This is a genomic window from Prevotella multiformis, assembly GCF_018127985.1.
GTDB classification, from domain to species: Bacteria; Bacteroidota; Bacteroidia; order Bacteroidales; family Bacteroidaceae; genus Prevotella; species Prevotella multiformis.
Genome location: NZ_CP072358.1, coordinates 1,204,719 through 1,228,180 on the forward strand (window position 1 = coordinate 1,204,719; position 23,462 = coordinate 1,228,180).

A 23,462-nucleotide genomic window follows, 5' to 3' on the forward strand; every position below is an offset into this window, starting at 1 on the left:
TATGGCTTGATGGGAATCTTATCGGATTTCCACCTACTCGTAGTCATCCACCACATTGTTGATAAAGTCCATCATGGGTTTGCCGGTCTTGCAGATGTTCTCCAGTTTTCCAAGCCAGTTACCGCCTTCAAAGAAATCGTCGGGGACGGACACCCAGCAGCAGTAGTCCTTCATCCGGAGATACTGGAGGAACTCGTAGTCCTTGGGAAAACCTTTCGGAACGGTCTTCAGGGATGCAAGGCCGAAGCCTTTCTTGCTCACCTTGTCGTCCGTCCATCGTCCTTCGTTCGGTCGGCCGAACAGCTTTGCAAAGTCCGGATTCTCCACATCTTTCCGCCATTCGTCGATGTTTGCCATGATCTCATTGCGACAGGATGTAAGGATGTTTGTAGGCAGCCAGTAGCAGCCAACGGCCACCAGGCAGTTGCCCGGTTGTAGATGGATGTAATAGCCGCCGCGCAGGGCCTTGCGTCCGTGCGCACAGATATAGGCGCCGAAGTGGCGTTTATAGGGGCTCTTGTCGGGCGAGAAGCGTACGTCACGATAGAAACGGTAAGTGCAGTCCTTCGCCGTCAGATGTGAAACCTCTTCGTCAAAGGTTGCCAGGCAAGATATAACTTGGTCGACGCCCTTCTCGAAGTCGGCCTTCACCGCATCATATTCAGCCTTATGTTCCTGAAACCACTGCCGGTTATTGTTCGCAGCAATGCCTTCCAGGAAGTGCATGATCTTCTTTGTATTCATTTCTTCTTGTTTTGCGGATTTATGTTTTGCTGTCAGGGAAGTCTGAAGAGTTAAAGGAGCCGGACCGAACGAATTGGGTTGAGGCATATAGCGGAATATCGCAGTTGGTCTCAACTCCTTCTGAGCCTGAAAAATACTCTTTATAATTTGCTGTTCTTCATCAGCTTGGGACATATAGCATCAAACGGGCAGTGCTCGCAATCAGGCTTAGCACTCTTGCAGACATACCGGCCATGCAGCAGTATCCAGTGATGAGCATCCGACACTTCCTCCGTCGGGATGTTCTTCATCAGATAGTCTTCCACCTTGCGGGGTGTGTCTGCTGTTGACGGAACCAGCCCCAGCCGATGGCTGACACGATAGACGTGCGTGTCGACGGCCAGGGTCGGCTTGCCGAACCACACGGCCTGTATGACGTTCGCCGTCTTGCGGCCTACCCCCGGCAGCATCGTAAGTGCAGTGGGGTCAGACGGCACTTCGCCGCCGAACTGCTCTACCAGCATCTTCGACATTTCCACCAGATGTTTTGCTTTCGCATTCGGATAGGACACGCTCTTCACATACCCGAACACCTCTTCGGCCGTTGCCTTGGCCATCGTCTTTGCATCCGGGTAATGGCGGAACAGTTCCGGGGTAATGGCGTTGATGCGCTTGTCCGTACACTGTGCGGACAGCAGCGTGGCGCAGAGCAGCTGGAATGCCGAGCCGAACATCAGCTCGGTCGACACGTGTCCGGTGTGTTTGCGGAAGTAATCCAAGACATAAGTATATCGTTCTTTCCTTGTCATCTTTCTTTTATTGTATAGGGCTGTGGCTATGCGTCCCCGCCCGATCAACTTATTTTGCTTCTTTTATCACGACACTGTCTCCCACAACGGCAATGGCCTGCCGGTTTGTGATGATCTTCAAGGGCAGGTGGCTGTTCTTGTGGACGACTCTCCGTGCAGCCTCCTCAAAAGGAAAGCTGTCGAAATGTACGACAGGATAGAAGCTGACGATGCCGAGACCGCCGAAGTCCGTGAAGCCCGGTGTCAGCGCAAGATGGTCGTCCATGTCCTTGGCATATTCTATGTCGGGGGCAAGAATCATCGCTCCGGCTGATTCCCCGATGTATGTTTTTCCTTTCCCCACCTGTTCTGTGATGTATCTGTCGGCACCTGTCCTCCTCAATTCCTGCATGAGGAAAAATGTGTTACCCCCTGAGACGTAGATGCAGTCACAGTCGTTCAGTACTTCTTCCGTCTTGTTCCTGCTGCATTGAGAGATTTCCAGCTCCTTGACGATAAGTCCGAGAGCGTCAAGTGCCGCCCTGCTGTCCTCCACGTATCGTGTGTATTCCTCATGGATGCTTGCGGTAGGGATGAATGCTGCTGTCTTTCCTTTCAACGGAATGGCGACAGACTCGGACAGGACCGAAGCCACATCCGCAAAAGACGAGCATAAAAAGATTCTCTTCATTGGCGTATTATGTTTTAGTGCTTCCTTATCGTTGATGCAGCGAACAGCCTGGACAAGGAGTAAAGCACAGTACCATGCACAGGAATGACATTACTTTGCATACCTTTCGTGTCTGATGGTGCAAAGTTACTGAAAACCTAAAGATTATTTGGTTCTTTCCGAAACTTAATGTACTTTTGCATCAGAAAATTAAATCAAATCAATTATGACAACTCCAATGATAGGACTGATTGCACTGCTCGTCATCGCACTGGTCGGGTGGGCAATCGCAGAGCAGAAAAGCAAAAGCGTAACATTCGTTCACTCAGAGGCGGAAGCTGAAGGGGAAGAGGAAATGAAAGAGGCTTACGAAGCCAATGGCAACAAAGAGCTGAACCTCAAAGACCTGCTTGCACACAACAGCACCAAAGGTTACAAGGCTATTTAGAACCAGACGGTTACAAGTATAGATGGACGGGAGCCATGCGGTCGCATGATTCCCGTCCATTTTCTTTTTCTTCCGTTAAATGTGTAGATGTCTGTCATGCAGTGCATCTTACCTGACGGAAGAACTTTTTGTTCTTCTGTTAAATGTGTGGATGCTTTTCGTGTTGCTTTAACGGAAGAGCCGAAGTGATTCATTCAACAGAAACATAGCCAAGGCCGTCAACTGGCTATTCTATCCTCCTCCTCCGATACAGGATCCTTCTCATTTTAATACGTTGGAACTACAGATGGGGTTTTGAAAAACCATTACATAATTTCAAACAAATCATCTGCAAATATAAAAGGAACGTGTAAAAAAGCTGGATTGTAACCGGCCGTCAATCAGATGGTTATAAAGCCGTTCGTAAAAGGTGCTTAATTGGACTTCAAAAGGGCGTTAGTAACACGCTAAAGGAGCGTCTGTTGCAAGTCAATCAGGCATCTTTTAGAAGCCAGAAGAGCATGTGTCAGCTTTGAAATGCGTAAAAATGTTTACAGACACCGATGATATGGGAATGAGTTGTCTGTGGAAGACGGAAAGGCATACTAATGGACAGGCATCGTATCAATTTGTCTTTTCTGCATTTTATCTTGTAGTTCATCCTCTTCTGTAAGGTTCTGTTCTGACAGGGTTCTGTGATGTACCCGACTGCCGCAGGGGGTTCACGGGCGAGGCGGACGGTGCCCGGGAAGCGGGCGGATTCATTCCGACCGTATAAATTCATCCGGGTCTTACGGATGGAAAAGGGCTTGAAAAGCCTTGTACGCTTTGTTTGTCTACCATTCATCAAACTGTCCGTCTGCGGAGGCACTCCGAGGGAAGAACAGCTGTCTCCCACAGAGGAACAAAGGGTGCAGAGATAAAGGCGGCTCAGATTCGGCAGGAAAAGAAACGCAGTGAAGAGCGGGAGCATGTATTGTGTTCCCCTTTTTTGCAGACAGGCAGGTAGTCTGGGTCAGTCCTAAAACCCAGTTGCAAGCCTATACTCTTAAGCACATAATTCCATAAGTATTTATTACCTTTGCATCATGAAGAGTGACCAACTATTACGTTGCATCTTTCCAGATGTACTTGCCGACTACTTTGATGTTGTCGATATTCAAGAGAGTGTTTCCCAGTTTGACTTTTGGCTTGACGAGCGTAACTTTATGGAAAAGTCAGACCATAAGCTAGGCACTGTAAGCAGTTATGGTTTTACCAGCGAGCGTGTAATTCAGGACTTTCCTCTTCGTGGCAAAGCCGTCTACCTCCATGTTCGCCGTCGCAAGTGGCGTGACAGTTCCAACGGAGAGATATTTACTTATTCATATGATGACTTGACGGCCGAGGGCAGTAAACTATCCCCCGAGTTCGTTTCTTTTTTAAAAGAATAGAATTGAGTCCACTGCAGAGAGCATCGCAAGCATCGGTGCGCACTATGGCGTAAATGGCAAGCAGTTATCCACACAGTACAAGGAACATTTCAGTGATTATCGTAGCTGGGACCAGTTGGGGCATGCTCAAGACTGGCTATTGTTTGAAGATAACATAGGTGAGAACCTAAGTATTGATGAGACCTGTCTAAGCAGTGGCGAGGTTTATACTTTTCTGACCAACAAGGCGGGAAAGGGCAGAAAAGGGACTTTGGTAGCTGTGGTTAAAGGGACCAAGGCAGAGGACGTCATCCAGGTTCTCAAGACGATAAACCTTTCTAAACGAAAGACAGTCAAGGAGATAACACTCGATTTATCATCTTCTATGATGCGCATAGCCCGCTCTGTTTTTCCAAAAGCACTTATTACCAATGACAGATTTCATGTGCAGAAACTATATTATGATGCTCTGGATGACATGCGTATTGCTTACCGATGGATGGCAAGAGATAAAGAGAATGAGGAGATAAAAGAAGCTAAAAGTAAGGGTAAGGAATATATACCATTTAGATACAGCAATGGTGACACGCGCAAGCAGTTGCTCGCCAGAGCAAAGTTCATATTGACCAAGCACAAGACCAAGTGGACTGAAACACAGAAAGGTAGGGCGGAAATCATCTTTGAACATTATCCGACACTGAAAAAGGCATATGATTTGGCTATGAAACTTACCGACATTTATAACATCAAGAGCATCAAGGATGCTGCAAGGCTGAAGCTGGCAAAATGGTTTAATGAGGTTGAAGAGCTGGGAGTGGACAATTTCTACACAGTGATTGACACGTTTGAAAATCATTATCAAACCATACTCAATTTCTTTGTAAACAGAGCTACGAATGCAAATGCCGAGTCATTCAATGCTAAGGTTAAGGCATTCAGGGCACAGTTCAGAGGAGTTACAGATATTCCTTTCTTTTTATATAGGCTTATGAAATTGTGTGCTTAAGAGTATAGGCTTGCAACTGGGTTTTAGGACTGACCCGGTAGTCTCTGTATAATCAGTTTTGGATCCGGTTAAAACAAAAAAGCGATGACCTTCTCAGGTGACCGCTCTTTATCTAATAGGTATTAGCCATTTAAAAGGTAAAAGATTGTTTTCAGGATAACAGTTGCAAATATAGAGCTTTTTCTGTTTACCTGCAAACTTTTTGTACGTTTTTTTGTATGGAAATTGTATGTGTGCGGACACGTTGCCGACATGGGAGGCTTCAGATCGTCTGCTGACTGACAAATCGATCAAAAAGGGGTCAGTCCTAAAACCCAGTTGCAAGCCTATACTCTTAAGCACATAATTCCATAAGTATTTATTACCTTTGCATCATGAAGAGTGACCAACTATTACGTTGCATCTTTCCAGATGTACTTGCCGACTACTTTGATGTTGTCGATATTCAAGAGAGTGTTTCCCAGTTTGACTTTTGGCTTGACGAGCGTAACTTTATGGAAAAGTCAGACCATAAGCTAGGCACTGTAAGCAGTTATGGTTTTACCAGCGAGCGTGTAATTCAGGACTTTCCTCTTCGTGGCAAAGCCGTCTACCTCCATGTTCGCCGTCGCAAGTGGCGTGACAGTTCCAACGGAGAGATATTTACTTATTCATATGATGACTTGACGGCCGAGGGCAGTAAACTATCCCCCGAGTTCGTTTCTTTTTTAAAAGAATAGAATTGAGTCCACTGCAGAGAGCATCGCAAGCATCGGTGCGCACTATGGCGTAAATGGCAAGCAGTTATCCACACAGTACAAGGAACATTTCAGTGATTATCGTAGCTGGGACCAGTTGGGGCATGCTCAAGACTGGCTATTGTTTGAAGATAACATAGGTGAGAACCTAAGTATTGATGAGACCTGTCTAAGCAGTGGCGAGGTTTATACTTTTCTGACCAACAAGGCGGGAAAGGGCAGAAAAGGGACTTTGGTAGCTGTGGTTAAAGGGACCAAGGCAGAGGACGTCATCCAGGTTCTCAAGACGATAAACCTTTCTAAACGAAAGACAGTCAAGGAGATAACACTCGATTTATCATCTTCTATGATGCGCATAGCCCGCTCTGTTTTTCCAAAAGCACTTATTACCAATGACAGATTTCATGTGCAGAAACTATATTATGATGCTCTGGATGACATGCGTATTGCTTACCGATGGATGGCAAGAGATAAAGAGAATGAGGAGATAAAAGAAGCTAAAAGTAAGGGTAAGGAATATATACCATTTAGATACAGCAATGGTGACACGCGCAAGCAGTTGCTCGCCAGAGCAAAGTTCATATTGACCAAGCACAAGACCAAGTGGACTGAAACACAGAAAGGTAGGGCGGAAATCATCTTTGAACATTATCCGACACTGAAAAAGGCATATGATTTGGCTATGAAACTTACCGACATTTATAACATCAAGAGCATCAAGGATGCTGCAAGGCTGAAGCTGGCAAAATGGTTTAATGAGGTTGAAGAGCTGGGAGTGGACAATTTCTACACAGTGATTGACACGTTTGAAAATCATTATCAAACCATACTCAATTTCTTTGTAAACAGAGCTACGAATGCAAATGCCGAGTCATTCAATGCTAAGGTTAAGGCATTCAGGGCACAGTTCAGAGGAGTTACAGATATTCCTTTCTTTTTATATAGGCTTATGAAATTGTGTGCTTAAGAGTATAGGCTTGCAACTGGGTTTTAGGACTGACCCGGTAGTCTCTGTATAATCAGTTTTGGATCCGGTTAAAACAAAAAAGCGATGACCTTCTCAGGTGACCGCTCTTTATCTAATAGGTATTAGCCATTTAAAAGGTAAAAGATTGTTTTCAGGATAACAGTTGCAAATATAGAGCTTTTTCTGTTTACCTGCAAACTTTTTGTACGTTTTTTTGTATGGAAATTGTATGTGTGCGGACACGTTGCCGACATGGGAGGCTTCAGATCGTCTGCTGACTGACAAATCGATCAAAAAGGGGTCAGTCCTAAAACCCAGTTGCAAGCCTATACTCTTAAGCACATAATTCCATAAGTATTTATTACCTTTGCATCATGAAGAGTGACCAACTATTACGTTGCATCTTTCCAGATGTACTTGCCGACTACTTTGATGTTGTCGATATTCAAGAGAGTGTTTCCCAGTTTGACTTTTGGCTTGACGAGCGTAACTTTATGGAAAAGTCAGACCATAAGCTAGGCACTGTAAGCAGTTATGGTTTTACCAGCGAGCGTGTAATTCAGGACTTTCCTCTTCGTGGCAAAGCCGTCTACCTCCATGTTCGCCGTCGCAAGTGGCGTGACAGTTCCAACGGAGAGATATTTACTTATTCATATGATGACTTGACGGCCGAGGGCAGTAAACTATCCCCCGAGTTCGTTTCTTTTTTAAAAGAATAGAATTGAGTCCACTGCAGAGAGCATCGCAAGCATCGGTGCGCACTATGGCGTAAATGGCAAGCAGTTATCCACACAGTACAAGGAACATTTCAGTGATTATCGTAGCTGGGACCAGTTGGGGCATGCTCAAGACTGGCTATTGTTTGAAGATAACATAGGTGAGAACCTAAGTATTGATGAGACCTGTCTAAGCAGTGGCGAGGTTTATACTTTTCTGACCAACAAGGCGGGAAAGGGCAGAAAAGGGACTTTGGTAGCTGTGGTTAAAGGGACCAAGGCAGAGGACGTCATCCAGGTTCTCAAGACGATAAACCTTTCTAAACGAAAGACAGTCAAGGAGATAACACTCGATTTATCATCTTCTATGATGCGCATAGCCCGCTCTGTTTTTCCAAAAGCACTTATTACCAATGACAGATTTCATGTGCAGAAACTATATTATGATGCTCTGGATGACATGCGTATTGCTTACCGATGGATGGCAAGAGATAAAGAGAATGAGGAGATAAAAGAAGCTAAAAGTAAGGGTAAGGAATATATACCATTTAGATACAGCAATGGTGACACGCGCAAGCAGTTGCTCGCCAGAGCAAAGTTCATATTGACCAAGCACAAGACCAAGTGGACTGAAACACAGAAAGGTAGGGCGGAAATCATCTTTGAACATTATCCGACACTGAAAAAGGCATATGATTTGGCTATGAAACTTACCGACATTTATAACATCAAGAGCATCAAGGATGCTGCAAGGCTGAAGCTGGCAAAATGGTTTAATGAGGTTGAAGAGCTGGGAGTGGACAATTTCTACACAGTGATTGACACGTTTGAAAATCATTATCAAACCATACTCAATTTCTTTGTAAACAGAGCTACGAATGCAAATGCCGAGTCATTCAATGCTAAGGTTAAGGCATTCAGGGCACAGTTCAGAGGAGTTACAGATATTCCTTTCTTTTTATATAGGCTTATGAAATTGTGTGCTTAAGAGTATAGGCTTGCAACTGGGTTTTAGGACTGACCCTCAAAAAGACCGTCTGAAGTGACGCTCCCGGCAGACAGGGTACGGCCTTGCTGTCTGGGTAGATGCAGGTTGGTTCCATCCCCTTTCCCGGAAAGACAGGAGGCAGTATAGTGTGTTTTCACCGCTTTCCTTCTTGAGAACAGGCGACGGCTCTGTCGGGATTCAGAGGGACTGATGGAGGTCGTCGACTTCATGCGATGCCTTCTGCAGACGCTTCCGCATTGTAAGCGGCATCAGTCTCTCAGAGTTTCCAGCCGGGGAACAATAAGGATGCTTCTGCCCATTGACAGCAGACCTTCACGTTGCAGCTGGTGGAGCATGCGGGAAACATTGATCCGGCTCTGGTGCAGTTCATGGGCAAGATCTTCCATCCTTATTCTCAGTATTTTGCGTCCGGCCTGTGTCATGCAGCGGTGACGGAGGAATGTGATGAACTGCTGCCGGATGTCGTCAGACGGTTTCTGCCAGGGGATGCGTCCCATGCGCTGTGCCTGCATCGAGAGACTGTTGAGAAAGTTCAGACGGAAGATCAGGTAGCTGTCGAGGAGACGCAGCACCTCCGGCTTGGCCAGGGAAAGCAGACTGCAGTCGGTCTGTGCCGTGACATCCTTGGTGTAATACTGCATGAGACCGAACAGGTGTTCCGGCTGGATGACGGCCGGTGCCTTCAGTTCTTCTTCAATGCAGTAGCGGTGGCTGTCGGCATAGCTGGCGACCTGCAGTACCCCGCTCATCAGGAAAAAGAGGCAGTCACACTTCTCGTCTTTCCTTATGAGCGGCCTGCTGGCTGGCAGCTTGTGGAAACCGAACTTCGTTTGCTCAATGATGTCGGACAGCTCATCCGTGCTGATTCCGATGAAGAGCGGCAGTTCGAGGAGTTTGTTATAGAGTTGGAGCATTCCTTATTCCACTACTTTCCCTTTCATCGACGGACTGTACCATACCCTCAGGTTTCCTTTTGCATCCGAATAGATGAAATAAGCCATCAGCTCCGGATGGCGTTCGAGCACTCTGCGTGCCTTCTCAATGCCCATCACCATGAATGAGGTGGCATAGGCGTCGGCCGTGGCACAGTTCTTGGCCAGGACGGTGGCGGAGAGCAGGGAATGCTGTACAGGGTATCCGGTCTTCGGATCGATGGTGTGGGCGTATTTCTTCCCTCCTTTGTAGTAGAAGTTGCGGTAGTTGCCGCTTGTCGCCATGGCCTTGTCGGTGACATTGAGCACGGTCTCAAATTCCTGATTCGTGTTCAGCGTGTCGTCAGTCGGCTTCGTCACGCCGATCTTCCAGGGCATCCGCTGTTCGCTGTTGCCTTTCGTGACGATCTCTCCGCCAATCTCTACCATGAAGTTTTCTATGCCGTTGCGGCGCAGAAGACGTGCCACGGCATCCGAACCATATCCCTTGGCAATGGCAGAACAGTCGAGCATCGTGCGCCGGTCCTGTTTCCGGATGGTATTGCCGACGAGTTTCACCTTCTCATATCCCACCATCCGGCGCAGGCTGTCTATCTTCTCCTTGGACGGCCGTTGTCCTGTCTTGAAGCCGAAGCCCCAGAGGTTGACCATCGGCGCGACCGTTATGTCGAAGGCGCCGCCGGTATCCTCGGACACCTCTTCCGCCAGTGTGAAGACTTCACTGAACATCTCGTTTATCTTGACCGGCCTGTTCCGGTTGATCTGTGAAATCATCGAGTTGGGGTCGAAGGTCGAAAAGGTCTCGTTGACCTTCTTCAGTTCGGCATCAATCTGCGGCTGCAGATCCTCGTTGCTCTGATATGTGATGTGGTAGACTGTCCCGAAGATAAAGCCTGTGTTATGCTGGTAAGGCATTGCATGCTGGCAATGGACAATGGCGACTGATCCGATAAGCAGTACAAGCAGGAAAGGTATCTGCCAATATATTTTTTTCTTGTTCATATTTCGAAGAGGATGTTGAAAGTTGCTCCCAGTCGCGACGAACCTCCCCGGCCGTAGCCCGGCACATACCAGGGCTCGCCGATTTCACCTGTCTTATGCGACAGTCTGAACTTGTAGCGTACCGTCCAGCCCATGCGTATCGGCCCCCATATTTTTGCATCCACACCGCCGGCGACTTCCGCCCACAGCTGGCTGCCCTTGCTGCCGACGGCTCCGTAGGCTGCCTGTGTGCCCCAGATGGGATCGGCAATGCCCGGACTGTAAATGTCATATTGAAAGGAGGAGTAGCCTACTCTTCCCCCGACCAGGAAGCGGTAGGCATCGTGCTTGTCCTTGAGCATGTTGAAGTCGCAGCCTATCCGGAAATAAGGGGCACTTGTCTTGAATCCGGTCCCGGTTGTTTCATCGGTCTTGTCGGCCTGTCCCGCACCTGCCTCGATGACGGGAAAATACCTGTCCTTTATGTTGATGCGCAGCAAGGCTTCATACTGTCCGTAGGATGCAAGCGAACGCATGACCGGCCCGACGGCATCGGCGCCTACTGCCATACCCCGGAAGAAGCCGACAGCGTCTTCTTTCCTCTCCGGTGCGGATGGTCTGTGCTGTGCATGGACGGCAGAGACCGGCAGCAGGGACAGCAGGCTAAGGATTAGTGAAGCGGATAAGGATGTTCTCTTTCGTACCATCATCGTCGACATTAGGATTACTGATTTCTATCTGACTGATGCGTGTCCCCTTGGCCGTGACAGAAGTGAGCGTATGGAAGAAGACTGGCGAGCAGTCCACACTCTCAAAATGGCTCATGTTCGTCTTCGATACGGTCACGGTGTCGACCGTCGTCACGCCGGTCTTGCTTGTGAAGACAAAGCGCAGCCGGTCGGTGTCGCCGCTGTAGCTCATCGGCAGACTGAATTTCGTCGTTTTGACCATGCGGTTCAGCAGTACCGTGTCGGATCTGTTCTCACGGATGGCCGATACCGTGAGTGTATCTTGCAGCGTGTCGCCTTGGACAACATAATTCGCCAGCACGCCATTTGTCACGGAGCAGTCGATGTCGGAGCAGGAACTGATCCAGCCCATTCCTGTCACGAGGAGCGAAAGCAGGATGCCTCTCTTTGCAATGTTTCCGATCAGTTGGTTATTCATTCCCTGTTGTTTTCTTTTGTCCGAAGCCGGAGCGGATGCCTTGTCAGTCTGTCGTAGAGGTTGTCCGACGGGCTGACGGAAGTACTTGTCCTTGCCGGATCGGACGGTATTACATTCCCCTGCGAGGAATCATTCCTACATCTCTTTTTCTATCTGATAGTCGTTCCTGCGCGGGTTGCCCCGGCTGATGAGGTCGCCGATAAATCCTGCGAGGAAAAGCTGCGTTCCCAAGATCATTGCAGCGAGTGCGATGAAGAAGGACGCATGGTTGGAAAGCAGGTCACCGTAGACATCATGGGCAAGCATCACGCATTTCTCCACGATCAGCCAGAAGAATGCGATTAGTCCGATGAAGAACGTGAACGACCCCATCAGGCCGAAGACGTGCATGGGCTTTTTGCCAAAGTTGGTGAGAAACCAGAGCGTCAGAAGGTCAAGATAGCCATTGAAGAAACGGTTGATGCCAAATTTGGATTTACCGTACTTGCGCGCCTGGTGGTGTACCACCTTCTCGCCGATGCGTGCGAAACCGGCTTCCTTGGCGAGATAGGGAATGTAACGGTGCATCTCTCCGTAGACTTCGATGTTCTTGACCACGTCGCGCCGGTATGCCTTCAGGCCGCAGTTGAAGTCGTGCAGGTTGTGTACGCCGCTGATCTTGCGCGCCGTCGCATTAAACAGCTTCGTGGGAATCGTCTTCGACAGAGGGTCGTAACGCTTCTGCTTGTATCCGCTCACGAGGTCGTACTTCTCCTCCGTTATCATGCGGTAAAGTTCCGGGATCTCATCGGGAGAGTCCTGCAGGTCGGCATCCATCGTGATGACGACATCGCCCTGGGCAGCCTTGAAGCCGCAGTAGAGGGCAGGACTTTTGCCGTAATTGCGGCGGAACTTGATGCCGTGTACGTGTTGCGCATCCTTGTGGTGCAGTTCTTCGATGACATTCCAGCTGTTGTCCGTGGAGCCGTCATTGACGAAGATGATCTCATACGTGAATCCGCTGGCGTTCATTACGCGTTGGATCCATGCGTGTAATTCAGGAAGGCTTTCTTCCTCGTTGAAGAGAGGAACGATGACTGATATGTCCATATTTTGAATTTGGAGTTTTGATTGAAAGGTAGGGGCGGCTGGGAAGGGGGGAGGCGAGCGCAGGAGAGGGTGATGGCCGGACTTGTGCAGGACCTTTCCGGCTGCTGCGGAGCATCAAGATTCCGGAACCGGTCTCTCCGCTGCTATGGCTCCTGTTTCCTTACTCGTTTCGCCATAACGGCTGCAATGAACAGCGAACAGACGGCACCCAGCAAGATGGCTGTTACAAAGCTGCTGGAGGCCAAAGAATAAGGCTGGAACGCTTCAGGCAATGTAGCCATGAATTGCTTATAGGGGATTCCAATGGCTGCCAGAGTACTCTTCCCCTCACTGCTTGAATAGAGGTTCATGACCATCAGGAGCAGTCTGCCATTGTCGATGTAGTGCATGTAAAGCCATTGCAGCAGGCTGAATATGAGTGCCGCATTGAAGAATACACGCAGGAAGTAAAGCAGACTGCGGCGATAGGAAATGACTCCTTTCCGCCCTTCCTCACGGAATATCTTCAGGCGATAAGCTACGAAAAAAGGGCTTGACAGACACAGTAACAGACTGAATTGCGCCAGAATCGGAAGAAAGGTCATCCCCAGCAGGCACGCAAAACTTGCCAGCCAGATGATGGCAAGATAGAAACCGTCATAACGGGTATAAGCCGTCAGCTGTTTAAATTCTTCGTAAATCATGGTGCAAAAGTACGGATTAAATATTATAAATAATGTGGTGTCTCTGCAAAATTATGTTTTTTTGTTAAAATCGGAAAAAGTTTATCTTGCGCCTTGCCGTTGTTAAATTAAATACGTATCTTTGCAACCGCTTTTACAATAAGGGCATAGACATGGGCAAGTCTCCTACGACCAGCTCCCTTTGAATCCCCCAGGACGGGAACGTAGCAAGGGCAGAAGGTTGTAGCGGTGCGATAGGAATCGCTTGCCCACCTGCCTCTTTAGCTCAGTTGGCCAGAGCACGTGATTTGTAATCTCGGGGTCGTTGGTTCGAATCCGACAAGAGGCTCGAAATGATAAAATGACTAAGAACACAGAAGAAGGCATGTCGCGAGGCATGCCTTCTTTCGGTTCTGGGAAAAAGTCGTTTTGCTGGATTCTCGGGACAGTAGATTTTCTTTCTCTGGCGGTTCTGTTTGCTTTTTCCTGAAAGGGAGCGGGACAGAAAGAGACAGGTGATGATACCACGAAAGACAGACAAAAAGGCGTGTGTGTCAAAATGCAGATTAAGAGCTTAACGACTTCCAAATTATAAGTAAAGTTCCCCCGAAAAGAAAGGGTCTTCTGTTAAATGCGTAGATTGAAAATAGGATAAAGGCTCATGCACTTGCAGGGTATGACCGTCCAAAAACAGATGGTCTTGCAAAGGTGGATAAACCACAAGATAAAATGCAGAAAGGACAAATTGAAACGATGCCTGTCCATCAGCACGTCTCTCCGTCTTCTACAGACAACTTATTCTCATATCATCGCTGTTTGTAAACCATTTTCATGCAGTTCAAGGCAACACATGCTCTTCAGGCTTCTAAAAGATGCCTGATTGACTTGCAACAGGTGCTCTTTCAGCGTGTTACCAACGCCCTTTTGAAGTCCAACCAAGCACCTCTTTCGGGCGGCTTGATAACCCATTGACTGGCTGCTGGTTGCAAACTTGCTTTTTACACGTTTTTCTTATATTTGCAGCTGGGTTGTTTGAAATTATGTAATGGTTTTTCAAAACCTTGTATGTATTTCAACGTATTAAAATGAAAAGGTCTTTGTATCGGAGGATGATGATAGAATAGACGGGGATGTGTCAAAACGATATTTGTGTTTTGACATACCCTCAGCGAAGAAGTAAATCCCCGCAATTTCTCGCTTTTGTGCTGGCCGTGTTGCGGTGAGGGTATTCCCCTTGGGCGTTCCCTTGTGTATTTGAGTGAGACCATGCGCCTGTATATCAGGTTGCCGCTGGCGGGTAAACCTTGAAAGTCCATGGCTTCCTGTGTGATTTTTTTTAAGCCGGCAATTCTCATGGCTTTCGCAGGCTGTTCCCATTCTGACGACTGATTGCAAAGGTGTTTGCTGTCAACACGCCTGGTGTTTGCCGTCAACACGATGCGTGATGGGCATCAATACGCTGGAGAAGGATGGGAGCGCACTGGAGAAGGATGGGAGGACTCAAAAGGCGGAATGCGGTCTCGGCAGAACTCCTCTACATGAACTCTTGGGAAATGTAGCTCATTGTTAATCAGGCATACGGTTTTGGGAGAAATAGAGCTTTGCAGAGGTTCTGGGCGGATGAGGCTATTCGTAGTGCATGGACCGGGCTGGGTGGATGTGGCTGATGAGGTAGCTCGGTGCGATGAGAACCCCGACACATACCATCAGGGTGACGAGGTTGAGGGCGATGACCAGTAGAATGTCCAGCTCTACCGGTACTGTGCTGACGTAATAGGTCTGCGGATCAAGCTTTATGAGCCCTGTCCATTTCTGCAGGAAGATGCAGCCCAGTCCGATAAGGTTGCCCCAGAAGAGTCCTCGGCCGATGATGAATGTGGAGAACCAAAGGAAGATGTGGCGTATCTGTCGGTTTCTTGAGCCGAGTGCCTTCAGTATGCCGATCATCTGTGTGCGTTCGAGGATGATGATCAGCAGTCCGGAAATCATCGTGACACCGGCGACAGCGGTCATGAGTGCAAGGATGATCCATACGTTCATGTCCATCAGGTCGAGCCATGAGAAAATCTGCGGGTTCTGCTCTGTGATGTTTTCGGAAGAATAGGTTTCTCCGTAATGGTCGATGGTATTCTTCACCTTTTTCAATACACGGCGGGACACGGCATCAAGCTGTGAGAAATCATCCACCTGCAGTTCCGCCCCGCTGTACTGGTCCGGTTCCCAGCCGTTGAGCTTGTTGGCTGTGTACAGGTCGGTGAAGCATATCTGTGAATCAAACTGCTTCATGTTGGTGGCATAGATGCCGGCAATCGTAAATCGGCGTGTGCGGACACCTTGCTTGTTGATGAAGTAGGCAAAGATCCGCTGTCCGACTTTCAAGTTGAGCTTGTCGGCAATCGTCCTGGACACAACGAGCTTCTGGTGGCTTTCCGTGTCAGAGAAATGAGGCAGCCCGCCTTCCACCATGCTGTTATGGATGAAAGTGGAATCAAAGTCGGGGCCTACTCCCTTCATCACGATACCCAGGAAATCGTTGTCCGTCTTCAATATGCCCTGTGTATAGACATAACGCTGCACGTGTTTCACCCCCGGCACCGCCTTCAGTACCTTGATGAGAGAGTCACTCACCTGGATAGGATACTGTTCGGAGCTTTGCAGGGTAAGGAAGTCGGCGACGGTGATGTCGCTTCCGAACCCCACCACCTTGTCACGGATGGTATGCTTGAAGCCCAGGACGACGCAGACGGACACGATCATGACCGCCAGGCCGATGGCGACACCGGCGGTGGCGATGCGGATGGCAGGCTTCGACACTTTCCGTGTCTTGTCTCCTCCGTCGTATATTTTCCGGGCAATGAAAAGAGGGAAGTTCATGCTGATGAGGATAGGGGATAGGCGGTGATGGGGCGGTAGGCGGTGATGGGGCGATAGGGGGGCTGATGCGCAAGCCTTAGGCGTCCGTCATTCCTCCTCCACTCGTCCGGGATAGGTCTCCAATGCCTTCCGCAATACGACCAGTGCCTGCTGCAGGTCTTCACGTTTCAGTACGTAAGCGATGCGCACCTGGTTGCGGCCGGCACCGGGTGTCGTGTAGAACCCGCTGGCCGGTGCCATCATGACCGTTTCTCCCTCGTAGCTGAACTCATTGAGACACCAGCGGCAGAACTTCTCCGAGTCGTCAACGGGGAGTCTGGCCACGGTATAGAATGCCCCCATCGGTATGGGAGAGTAGACGCCGGGAATGCGGTTCAGACCGTCGATCAGGCACTTGCGCCGGTCGACGTATTCATCATATACGTCACGGTAGTAAGATGCCGGTGCGTCGAGACTTGCCTCTGCGACGATCTGTCCGATCAGGGGAGGGGAGAGGCGTGCCTGACAGAATTTCATCACGGCCTTGCGTATCTCCTCGTTCTTCGTGATCAGTGCGCCGATACGGATACCGCACTCACTGTATCGTTTTGATACGGAGTCGATCAGTACGGTGTTGTTCTCTATCCCCTGCAGGTGCATGGCGGAGATGTAGGGTGATCCCGTGTAGATGTACTCACGGTAGACCTCGTCGGAGAAGAGGTAGAGGTCGTACTTCTTGACGAGGTCACGGATCTGGTTCATCTCCCTCCGGGTGTACAGGTAGCCGGTCGGATTGTTCGGGTTGCAGATCATGATGGCGCGTGTGCGTTCGTTGATCAGCTCTTCGAATTTCTCCACTTTGGGCAAGGCGAACCCTTCCTCGATGGAAGTCGCGATGGTCTTGATTTTCGCGCCGGCGGAGATGGCGAACGCCATGTAGTTGGCGTAGGCCGGTTCCGGCACGATGATCTCGTCGCCCGGATTCAGGCATGCCATGAACGAATAGAGCACAGCCTCCGAACCGCCGGCGGTGATGATGATGTCGTCCGGTGTGACGTTGATGTTGAATTTCTTATAGAATCCGCAGAGCTTCTCCCTGTAAGAGAGAAAACCTTGCGAAGGAGAATATTCCAACAGCTTGCGGTCGATCCTTTTCAGGGCATCCAGTCCACACTGCGGTGTCGGCAGATCTGGCTGGCCGATGTTCAAATGGTAAACTTTTATTCCACGGTTCTTTGCTGCAACGGCAAGCGGAGCCAGCTTTCTGATAGGCGACTCCGGCATTTCGAGTCCACGAACTGATATTTCCGGCATAATGACTTTGTTTGTTCTTCCGATGACGGGAGAGGGGGCAGAAAGAACTGCTCCTGTTTTCTTTACTATGATGCAAAGTTAGACATTTTTTTTATTTTATCTGCACATTTAGAGGATTAACGCAGAATTTTTACTACTTTTGCACAGCTGTAAAAACCGCCTTCCGCATTTCCTTTCGTCTGTTTCTGATGATGGAAAAGGAGGGCCTGAAAACATAAAGACAAAGATTATGAGAAGTAGAACAAGTACCTGGTTTGAGACAAGGGTGAGATATGACAAGACCATGGAAGACGGTCAGAACAAGAAGGTCATAGAACAGTATGTGGTCGATGCCCTCAGCTTCTCCGAGGCCGAAGAACTCATCACGGAAGAGATGTCGCACTATGTAAGCGGTGAATTTGACGTAAAGGCGATTGCTCCGGCAGCCTACGGGGAGATTTTCTTCAGCGATGTAGATACGGATGACAAATGGTTCAAGGCCAGGCTCTCATTCATCACGATAGATGAAAAGACGGAGAAGGAAAAGCGGTCATCCGTGACCTATCTCGTACAGGCACATTCCGTGAACGGTGCTGTCAAGCACGTGGATGAGGTCATGGGGGCTACCCTGATCGACTACGAGATAGCCGCCATCACCGAAACAAAGATCATGGATGTCTTTGAACACCGTTCCGGCAAGAAGACCGAGGCTGAAGAGAACCCGGAGTTCGAGCAGTAACCCATTTGTAACGAAAGGACCCTGCGATTATGTATGACGTAGCGAAGAATTTGCACGAAGTGCTCGGGACTCTTCCTGATGGTGTGAAGTTGGTTGCCATCAGCAAGTTTCATCCTGCCGAGTATATCGAGGCTGCCTACCGTGAGGGACAGCGGCTCTTCGGTGAAAGCCAGGAACAGGAACTCGCACGGAAGGTGGAGTGCCTTCCGAAAGACATCGAGTGGCATTTCATCGGTCATCTCCAGACAAACAAGGTGAAGTACATTGCCCCTTATATCTCGATGATAGAGGCCGTCGACTCGCTGAAACTGCTGAAGGAAATCAACAAGCAGGCGGCCAGACACGGCCGTGTCATCCGAGTCCTGCTGGAGCTGCATATTGCAGAAGAGGAGAGCAAGTACGGCTTCAGTCCGGCCGCCTGCCGCGAACTGTTGGAAGACGGCGAATGGCGGGCACTCCGGAATGTGCATATCTCGGGGCTGATGATGATGGCGTCGAATGTGGAGAACCGCAGCCAGATCAGGCGGGAGATGACCTTGGCAGCCGATCTCTTCGACGAGCTGAAGGCGAAGTATTTTGCGGACGACCCCGAGTTCAAGGAGCGTTCATGGGGTATGAGCCATGACTACGACATTGCCGTGGAATGCCGTTCCACGATGGTACGTGTCGGTACCGCCATCTTCGGCCCGCGTGTCTATTGACCTCAACGCCGTCCGCAGTAATACCCGCCGTCCGTTGGACAGGCATGGACCGCAGACGTTTTTCCTGTCACTTCCTTCATTCTTTCTGAACGCTTAAGAGATTGACCGATAAGCTGTTTGCAGAGAATGTTAAAATGACAGCAGACAAAACAAAAACTTATATTACGGGAAAAGCTGTCTCTTGAATGACTCCGTGGCGACATGGAGGTTGGCATTCAAGGGGCAGCTTTTCACATTGCAGGCAGCGTTTATCATGCGGTTTTAGGGGCGGATCTTATTCAGCCGGGTTGTAGTATCTCAGTATTCCGAGGATTTCTGCATTCTCAGCTTTCGACCCTATCGTGATCCGCAGGCAGTCTTCGCACAAGGGTTCATGAGAACAGTCGTGTACCCTGATCCCCTTTTCCGCAAGATAGTTGTATACGCTCCGGGCATCTTTCATGCGTGCAAGGAAGAAGTTCGCGCTGGACGGATAGACCCTCTCGCAGCAGGCGAGACTTTCAAAGGCTTTCATCATGCGGTTGCGTTCCAGCAACAGAATCCTCGTCCAGTCCTCTATGTCGTAGCGGTGTCTGAGCAGTTCGACCGCCTGTTCCTGTGTCAGCAGATTGAGATTGTAAGAAGGCCTGATCATGTCGAACAGCCTGATGACGGCCTCCTGTGCGTATGCTACGCCCAGCCGTATGGCTGCTCCGCCCCATGCTTTTGAGAATGTGTTAAGGACAATCATGTTCGGGAACTCTTCCAGCCGTTGACGGAACGATGGCTGCCTGGAGAATTCCGTATAGGCTTCGTCAACGATCACCATCCCCTGGAAAGTCCTTGCCACTTTCTCTATTTCCTTCACCTTGAGTGTATTCCCTGTCGGCGTGTTGGGAGAGCAGAGCCAGACCAGTTTCGTATGACGGTCGCATGCCTTGAGCAGTCTGTCGGCATCCAGCTGGAAGTCGTGGGACAATGGAACCGGCCGGTACTCGACATCATTGACGGCTGCAAAATGCCCATACAGTCTGCAGGTCGGTTCGATGGCTACGGCATTGTCGGTTTGTGGCTGGCAGAAGATGCGGTAGCATAAGTCTATGATTTCAGTGGAGCCGTTGCCGGAGAATATTTCCTTTTCGCCGACCCCTTTCAGCTTTGCAAGCCGTGCTTTAAGGTCATGCTGCAAGCCGGAAGGGTACCGGTTGAGAGGTCTGTTATAAGGGTTCTCATTGGCATCAAGGGCGATACGACGGGGCGATTCCGGCTGTCCGTCTCCTTGTTGGAAAGGAGAAGACAGCTTTCGTATGTTCGGTCTGACCAAATGCTGTAAATCTATCATACACGGCTTGTTTTGGATAGTAGGTGTGGTTGTTTACGAGATAGGAGTCTTATCCTTGTCTTCTTCTGAACTCTGCACAGACGATGGAGGTGGCGATGGCGACATTCAGCGATTCCGCTGTCTCCCGCCCAGGAGGATAATTCGGAATCAGCAGCTTACGGTTGATTTTCGACCGCAGCATAGGTGTGATGCCGTTTCCCTCATTCCCCATGACAATCATCCCCTGTTTGCTAAGAGGGTGTTCGTAAAGGCTGTCCCCGTCGAGGAGTGTGGCGTAGACAGGGTAGTCGGCCGGCAGACCTTCTGTCAGCCGGTTCAGATTCAGATAATGTAACTTCACCCGTGCAATGCTCCCCATCGTCGCCTGCACCACCTTCGGATTCCAGCAATCCGCTGTTTCCTGCGAGCAGAAGATGTTTTCAATGCCGAACCAGTCGGCTATTCTTATGATTGTGCCGAGATTGCCGGGATCCTGTACGCCGTCAAGCGCCAGGACAAGCCGGTTGTCAAGATATTGCCGGAAGATGTCCGAGTATGCGGGAGGTGTCTCTCTGTCTGCTGCCGGCAGTCTGAATACTCCCAACACGGGCTGCGGATGCTTCAGAAAGGACACTTTCCTGATGTCGTCCAGGTCGTCCAGGATCTCTTCCGCAACGAATCCTTCATGCAGCAGGTCGTTGACGATTTTCGGCCCTTCTGCAACAAACAGTCCTGCTTTCTCTCTGCCTTTTCTGGTTTCGAGCGTGTGGATGAGTTTCGCTTTATTCTTTGATATCACCTCGCAAATTTACAAAAAACTCTCCATTTGTCACCTGTTACGTTCAACTTTTTGCAGACTTTTCTCTAAAGGAAAAAGCATTTTCTTTATCCCACAGGCTTGTAAATCACAGTTTTTGTGTAAATTTGCATCAATTCATACAGACAGTCCATGTTGTTTTCAAGATTACATAGTCTTTCTTCGCTGTTTCTTATCGCTTTGATTACGCCGGTTCTCATCGCTTGTTCGTCCGATAAATTCCTTTCAGACGGGGAATACCTGTTGGATAAGGTGGAACTGCGTTCCGACCGGAAGGACGTCAATCCGTCGCTCCTGATGCAGTATGTGCGTCAGAAAGGCAACTCGCGCTGGTTCTCCCTTTTCAAGATACCGTTGGGCACATATGCCATGGCCGGGAAGGACACGACGAAATGGATCAACCGTACACTTCGCAGAATGGGGGAAGAACCGGTGCGGTATGACACGCTTCAGGCACGCCTGTCATGCGAAGACCTGACCGTCGCCATGCAGAACATGGGGTATATGAACGCTTCTGTCGACCTCGACCGGAAAGTCAAGGGAAAGAAGCTGACGGCCATCTACCGGCTTCATCCGGGAGAGCCTTATATCATTGACCATTTCAATTACGATATAGAAGACTCCGTTGTCGCCAAGGTGCTCTCTCCCCATCTCAGGACGGACACGGAACGCCCGCGCCGGTTTACGGTCACGTCATTGGACGATGAACGGAAGCGGATTACCCATATCCTCAATGATTCCGGTTTCTATCGTTTCCATAAGGATTTCATGTATTACACGGCCGATTCGACCCGGGGGCGACAACACGTCAGTGTGACACTCCATCTGACGAAGTATGTGGAGACCAGCGGTGCCGGGGCGGCACTGCATCCACGCTACATCATCAGTCATGTCCGCTTCCTCCCCGGTGACTCCACCGGGTTTCATCTTCGGAAGAGCGTCCTCGAAGACAATACGCTGATTGAGAAAGGGAAGTACTTCTCTGCAACCGACCTGCAGCGGACTTACAACAATTTCTCACGTCTTGGGGCGGTACGTTATACCAGCATCAATTTCAGAGAGCCGCCTCGTTATGACAGTCTGGTCATAGGGAAATCGTTTGCCTACCGGACCTCTTCCACCCATTATCTGGATGCTGACATACAGGTCTACAACAACAAGCCGAACACGATTTCTTTCCAGCCGGAAGGAACCAATACGGCAGGAGACCTCGGGGCGGCGGCCGTCCTTTCCTATCAGAACAGGAATCTTTTCCGCGGAAGTGAACATCTCAGCGTGGAGCTTCGTGCCGCCTTTGAGGCCATCAAGGGACTGGAGGGCTACAAGAACAGTGACTACGAAGAGTACAGCCTGCAGGCAAGCCTGCAGTTCCCGCGCTTCCTTGCGCCGTTCGTCTCCAGAGACTTCAAACGGAGGAGCAATGCCATTTCAGAGGTTTCACTGGGCTGGAATCTCCAGAACCGTCCTGAATTTCACCGCAGGATATTCTCTTCTGCATGGAAATACCATTGGACGAATCCCGTACACCACCTGACATACGACTTCGAACTCCTCGACCTCAGTTATATCTACATGCCGTGGATCAGCGGCACCTTCAAGCGCGACTACCTCGACAATGCCACGACACGCAATGCCATCCTGCGGTATAATTACCAGGACCTGTTTATCCTGCGTACGGGCTTCGGACTGCATTACAACAGTTCCAGCCATGCTTTCAGGGCACGTGTGGAACTGGCGGGAAACCTCCTGGACGGGCTGGGAAACCTGTTCGATTTCAAGAAGAACGGACAGGGGAAACGTACGCTGTTCAACATCGCTTATGCCCAATATGCCAAGTTCGACTTCTCTTACACGCAGATTCTCCACTTCGATGACCGCAACGCACTGGCACTGCATGGCGGCATCGGTATCGCCTTCCCGTACGGGAACAGTACCGTCCTCCCCTTCGAGAAACGCTATTTTTCCGGCGGAGCCAACTCGGTCCGGGGCTGGAGCGTGAGGGAACTCGGGCCGGGCAAGTTCCGTGGCGTGGACGGCAGGATAGACTTCATCAACCAGACGGGCGACATGAAGCTGGACCTGAATGCAGAGTATCGCACGCATCTGTTCTGGAAACTGGATGGTGCCGCCTTCGTGGATGCCGGGAACATCTGGACATTGCGCAGTTATGCGGAACAGCCGGGAGGACAGTTCCGTTTCAAAGACTTCTATAAGCAGATGGCTGTTGCATACGGTCTCGGCTTGCGGTTGAACTTCGATTATTTCATCCTCCGTTTCGACGGAGGCATGAAGGCCGTCAATCCGGCTTATGCCGACCGGAACGAGCATTATGCCCTGTGGCATCCGAATCTGAAACGGGATTTTACATTTCATTTTGCTGTCGGACTTCCTTTTTGAATCTTTCTGCGGGCATTTATGTTTAATTATTCCTAAAATCAAGTGGTAATGTTCGGTAAATGTTATTGTCGGTTTT

At 49.6% G+C, this 23,462-nt stretch carries 23 protein-coding genes, 1 tRNA gene and 1 other RNA gene; 12 read left to right on the top strand and 13 right to left on the bottom strand.

Annotated elements, in window-relative coordinates; all coding sequences use genetic code 11:
* Positions 1-33: 33 nt before the first annotated feature.
* From J4864_RS10930 to J4864_RS10940, 3 genes are all read right to left on the bottom strand, one after another.
* Positions 34-744: a DUF2461 domain-containing protein gene (locus tag J4864_RS10930; protein ID WP_040554293.1), complete on the bottom strand. Its 711-nt coding sequence runs from the start codon at positions 742-744 to the stop codon at positions 34-36.
* A gap of 140 nt (positions 745-884) precedes the next feature.
* Entirely contained in the window at positions 885-1,532 is a 648-nt protein-coding gene (gene nth, locus J4864_RS10935) for an endonuclease III (RefSeq protein WP_211814895.1), read from the bottom strand.
* A 49-nt stretch (positions 1,533-1,581) separates the two neighbouring features.
* The gene (locus J4864_RS10940; RefSeq protein WP_211814896.1) at positions 1,582-2,202 is read right to left on the bottom strand and encodes a Type 1 glutamine amidotransferase-like domain-containing protein; all 621 of its coding nucleotides are present in this window, start codon (positions 2,200-2,202) and stop codon (positions 1,582-1,584) included.
* 205 nt (positions 2,203-2,407) lie between these two features.
* Here J4864_RS10940 and J4864_RS10945 point away from each other — a divergent pair, with 205 nt between their 5' ends.
* The 7 genes from J4864_RS10945 (at position 2,408) to J4864_RS10975 (ending at position 8,434) form a co-directional block, all read left to right on the top strand.
* Entirely contained in the window at positions 2,408-2,629 is a 222-nt protein-coding gene (locus J4864_RS10945) for a hypothetical protein (protein WP_040554297.1), read from the top strand.
* 1,067 nt (positions 2,630-3,696) lie between these two features.
* On the top strand, positions 3,697-4,041 hold the full coding sequence (locus tag J4864_RS10950) for an ISAon1 family transposase N-terminal region protein (protein WP_211813571.1): 345 nt from the start codon (positions 3,697-3,699) through the stop codon (positions 4,039-4,041).
* Between the two features lies 1 nt (position 4,042).
* Positions 4,043-5,026: an ISAon1 family transposase gene (locus tag J4864_RS10955; RefSeq protein ID WP_449579656.1), complete on the top strand. Its 984-nt coding sequence runs from the start codon at positions 4,043-4,045 to the stop codon at positions 5,024-5,026.
* Positions 5,027-5,400: 374 nt separating this feature from the next.
* On the top strand, positions 5,401-5,745 hold the full coding sequence (locus J4864_RS10960; RefSeq protein ID WP_211813571.1) for an ISAon1 family transposase N-terminal region protein: 345 nt from the start codon (positions 5,401-5,403) through the stop codon (positions 5,743-5,745).
* A gap of 1 nt (position 5,746) precedes the next feature.
* Positions 5,747-6,730, top strand: coding sequence for an ISAon1 family transposase (locus J4864_RS10965; RefSeq protein WP_449579656.1), 984 nt, complete (start codon positions 5,747-5,749; stop codon positions 6,728-6,730).
* A 374-nt stretch (positions 6,731-7,104) separates the two neighbouring features.
* Positions 7,105-7,449, top strand: a complete 345-nt coding sequence (locus J4864_RS10970) for an ISAon1 family transposase N-terminal region protein (RefSeq protein ID WP_211813571.1) — start codon at positions 7,105-7,107, stop codon at positions 7,447-7,449.
* Position 7,450: 1 nt separating this feature from the next.
* Complete coding sequence (locus J4864_RS10975; RefSeq protein ID WP_449579656.1) at positions 7,451-8,434, top strand: ISAon1 family transposase; 984 nt, start codon at positions 7,451-7,453, stop codon at positions 8,432-8,434.
* A 269-nt stretch (positions 8,435-8,703) separates the two neighbouring features.
* On the opposite strand, the gene J4864_RS10980 is transcribed toward J4864_RS10975, so the two are convergent.
* The 6 genes from J4864_RS10980 to J4864_RS11005 form a co-directional block, all read right to left on the bottom strand.
* Positions 8,704-9,369: a Crp/Fnr family transcriptional regulator gene (locus J4864_RS10980; RefSeq protein ID WP_211814897.1), complete on the bottom strand. Its 666-nt coding sequence runs from the start codon at positions 9,367-9,369 to the stop codon at positions 8,704-8,706.
* 3 nt (positions 9,370-9,372) lie between these two features.
* On the bottom strand, positions 9,373-10,389 hold the full coding sequence (locus tag J4864_RS10985) for an FAD:protein FMN transferase (protein WP_211814898.1): 1,017 nt from the start codon (positions 10,387-10,389) through the stop codon (positions 9,373-9,375).
* A complete protein-coding gene (locus J4864_RS10990) occupies positions 10,386-11,078 on the bottom strand; it encodes a DUF6048 family protein (RefSeq protein ID WP_211814899.1) in 693 nt (230 codons plus the stop codon). Before J4864_RS10990 ends, J4864_RS10985 begins: the two co-directional genes overlap by 4 nt.
* On the bottom strand, positions 11,032-11,535 hold the full coding sequence (locus J4864_RS10995) for a DUF6452 family protein (protein ID WP_246479468.1): 504 nt from the start codon (positions 11,533-11,535) through the stop codon (positions 11,032-11,034). The genes J4864_RS10990 and J4864_RS10995 overlap by 47 nt, the downstream gene beginning before the upstream one ends.
* Positions 11,536-11,670: 135 nt before the next feature.
* Positions 11,671-12,624, bottom strand: coding sequence for a glycosyltransferase family 2 protein (locus J4864_RS11000; RefSeq protein ID WP_007367504.1), 954 nt, complete (start codon positions 12,622-12,624; stop codon positions 11,671-11,673).
* A gap of 143 nt (positions 12,625-12,767) precedes the next feature.
* Positions 12,768-13,307 carry a DUF4199 domain-containing protein gene (locus J4864_RS11005; RefSeq protein ID WP_211814900.1) on the bottom strand — a complete coding sequence of 180 codons (540 nt, stop codon included), beginning with the start codon at positions 13,305-13,307 and terminating at the stop codon, positions 12,768-12,770.
* 154 nt (positions 13,308-13,461) lie between these two features.
* Between J4864_RS11005 and ffs the strand changes: the two genes are divergently transcribed.
* Positions 13,462-13,554, top strand: an RNA gene (ffs, locus tag J4864_RS11010) — signal recognition particle sRNA small type.
* A 7-nt stretch (positions 13,555-13,561) separates the two neighbouring features.
* Positions 13,562-13,635 (top strand) — tRNA-Thr (locus J4864_RS11015).
* 1,277 nt (positions 13,636-14,912) lie between these two features.
* Here the strand turns inward: J4864_RS11015 and J4864_RS11020 are convergent.
* Both J4864_RS11020 and J4864_RS11025 read right to left on the bottom strand, forming a co-directional pair.
* A complete protein-coding gene (locus J4864_RS11020; protein ID WP_211814901.1) occupies positions 14,913-16,160 on the bottom strand; it encodes an ABC transporter permease in 1,248 nt (415 codons plus the stop codon).
* Between the two features lie 87 nt (positions 16,161-16,247).
* Positions 16,248-17,453, bottom strand: a complete 1,206-nt coding sequence (locus J4864_RS11025) for a pyridoxal phosphate-dependent aminotransferase (protein WP_007367510.1) — start codon at positions 17,451-17,453, stop codon at positions 16,248-16,250.
* A 229-nt stretch (positions 17,454-17,682) separates the two neighbouring features.
* On the opposite strand from J4864_RS11025, the gene J4864_RS11030 reads away from it, so the two are divergent.
* Together J4864_RS11030 and J4864_RS11035 are read left to right on the top strand one after the other, a co-directional pair.
* The gene (locus J4864_RS11030; protein WP_211814902.1) at positions 17,683-18,171 is read left to right on the top strand and encodes a DUF4494 domain-containing protein; all 489 of its coding nucleotides are present in this window, start codon (positions 17,683-17,685) and stop codon (positions 18,169-18,171) included.
* Positions 18,172-18,200: 29 nt separating this feature from the next.
* Positions 18,201-18,872, top strand: coding sequence for a YggS family pyridoxal phosphate-dependent enzyme (locus J4864_RS11035; protein WP_211814903.1), 672 nt, complete (start codon positions 18,201-18,203; stop codon positions 18,870-18,872).
* 274 nt (positions 18,873-19,146) lie between these two features.
* Here J4864_RS11035 and hisC read toward each other — a convergent pair whose 3' ends face one another.
* Entirely contained in the window at positions 19,147-20,193 is a 1,047-nt protein-coding gene (gene hisC / locus J4864_RS11040) for a histidinol-phosphate transaminase (protein WP_211814904.1), read from the bottom strand.
* Positions 20,194-20,242: 49 nt separating this feature from the next.
* Complete coding sequence (locus J4864_RS11045) at positions 20,243-20,971, bottom strand: RNA methyltransferase (RefSeq protein WP_211814905.1); 729 nt, start codon at positions 20,969-20,971, stop codon at positions 20,243-20,245.
* Between the two features lie 150 nt (positions 20,972-21,121).
* On the opposite strand from J4864_RS11045, the gene tamL reads away from it, so the two are divergent.
* Positions 21,122-23,386, top strand: a complete 2,265-nt coding sequence (gene tamL, locus J4864_RS11050) for a translocation and assembly module lipoprotein TamL (RefSeq protein WP_211814906.1) — start codon at positions 21,122-21,124, stop codon at positions 23,384-23,386.
* Positions 23,387-23,462: the final 76 nt, after the last annotated feature.